This is a genomic window from Nonomuraea sp. NEAU-A123, from assembly GCF_018603905.1.
Taxonomy (GTDB): Bacteria; Actinomycetota; Actinomycetes; order Streptosporangiales; family Streptosporangiaceae; genus Nonomuraea.
On the sequence record NZ_JAHFZZ010000071.1, the window covers coordinates 1 to 1,787 of the forward strand.

Here is a 1,787-nt window from a genome sequence, read left to right on the forward strand (position 1 = left end):
AGGACTCTGTTGGTTGATTTGGTTGCTGGGTGTTAGGCGGCCAGGCCGTAGGCGTGGGCCAGGCGCATCAGGCGTGTGGTGCGTCTGGCTGTGGCGGGCTTGCCGGGATGCTGGTTTTGGAGCCAGGCGTCCAGCCGGATGAGGTTGAGGGCGGTGGCGGTCAGGACGTGGCCGAGACCGGTTTTGGCCAGCCCGCGGTAGCGGGTGCGGCGCATTCCCAGGAGGCGGACGGCTTGGGAGTGGGTGGCCTCGATGCCGGCGCGCAGGTTGTAGATCGCTTTCCAGGCGGGGGTGGCCTGTTCGGCGCGGCGTTGGGCCAGGGCCTGGTGCAGCGGCTGGGGCAGCAGGGTCAAGGAGCGGCCGTAGCGAGGGTGCGCCGAGCGGGTGCAGGCCTGGCGGAGCGGGCAGGGTGTGCAGTCGGCGGCGGCGAATCGCACGGAGATGTAGCCCATGCTGGCGGTTTTGTCGGCCCAGACGATGCTGGTGGCGCCTTGCGGGCAGATGGCTTGTCGGTGTGTCCAGTTGATGGTGAAGGCGGTCTGGGACAGCGCGCCGCGGGCTTGGCCGCTGTTGTTGTCCTTGACCGGGCCGATCAGCTCGATGCCGTGGCCGGTGCGGGCGCTCACCAGGGCGGCCGCGCTGGTGTATCCGGCATCGACCAGATGCTGTGCGGGAGACAGGCCCCGTTCCTGCAGCCTCTCGTGCACACCCTCGAGCACGAGGCTGTCGTCGGTGCAGGCGCCGGTCGTGGCCACGGCGGTGACCAGATGCGGGAGATCCTCCTCGCAGGTCTCCGACAGGTGGACCTTGTAACCGCACCAGCCCAGGCCGCGTTTGAGCCCGTAGCGGGCCTCGACGTCATACGGCGAGGCCAGCCGCAGATGACCGGGCGGCAGGTCATCGGCCTGCCGCAGGCGCACCCCCTGATGATCGCGGTGGAACTGCTGGATCCACGCCAGGCGCAACACCTGCACCGCCGGCAGTTGGCGCAGCCACACCGGCGCATCACCGGCGTGCACCGCCTCCAGCAGCGCGAACCCGTCCTGGCCGACGGTTGCCGCCCACCGCCGGCGAGCCTGCTCACCCTTGGGGAAGCGGTAGGCGTCGATCCGCGTCCCATAACGATCGATCCAGGCCGGGGACACGGTCACCGCCAGCCAGTCCGGCGCCGCCACCGCCAGCGCCTCCAACGCCGCCCGCAGCGTCTCACCGAGGAATTCCAGCCGGTTCAGCAGCCGCACCGCCGCCAGCACATGCGTGCAATCCGTTCGCTGCCGCCCCCCAGCACGCAGCAACCCTGCCTGCGTGCACCGCTCCAGCACCGCTTCCAGCACCACCTGCTCCAGCCCACCGGCGATCAACCGGTCCCGGAACTCGCTCAGCACCGAGAAATCGAAACCGGCATCATCTAACTCCAGCCCGAGGGCGTACTTCCAGTCGATCCGGCCACGCACCGCATCGGCCGCCTGCCGATCCGACAGTCCCTCAGCGAACTGCAGCACCGACACCAGCGCCAGCATCCCTGGCGACAACCCCGGCCCACCCTTGGCCGGAAACCCCTCCACGAACCGCTCATCGGTGAAGATCACACCCAGCTCATCCCGCAGCCGGATGGCCAGACACCCCTTCGGGAAAGCCGCCCGCGCGATACGCGCAGTGGCCGCCGGAACCGCAGGAACAGGTCTGGGACGCAACGACATGGCGAACCCCCTTCGATCCGCCGCGGCCCACACCCATCTTGCGCCTCAAACCCGTGATCAACCAGCCGAATCGGCCAACAGAGTCCT

Annotated in this window: 1 protein-coding gene; it reads right to left on the bottom strand. The window is 69.2% G+C overall.

Features of this window, described 5'->3' with window-relative positions; translation table 11 throughout:
• Positions 1-32 precede the first annotated feature (32 nt).
• Positions 33-1,700 carry an IS1182 family transposase gene (locus KLK06_RS59370; RefSeq protein ID WP_214644744.1) on the bottom strand — a complete coding sequence of 556 codons (1,668 nt, stop codon included), beginning with the start codon at positions 1,698-1,700 and terminating at the stop codon, positions 33-35.
• Between the last annotated feature and the right edge of the window lie 87 nt (positions 1,701-1,787).

Excerpts from the sequence above, each read along its gene's own strand:
- KLK06_RS59370 (WP_214644744.1), bottom strand. The coding sequence starts at position 1,700 with ATGTCGTTGCGTCCCAGACCTGTTCCTGCGGTTCCGGCGGCCACTGCG.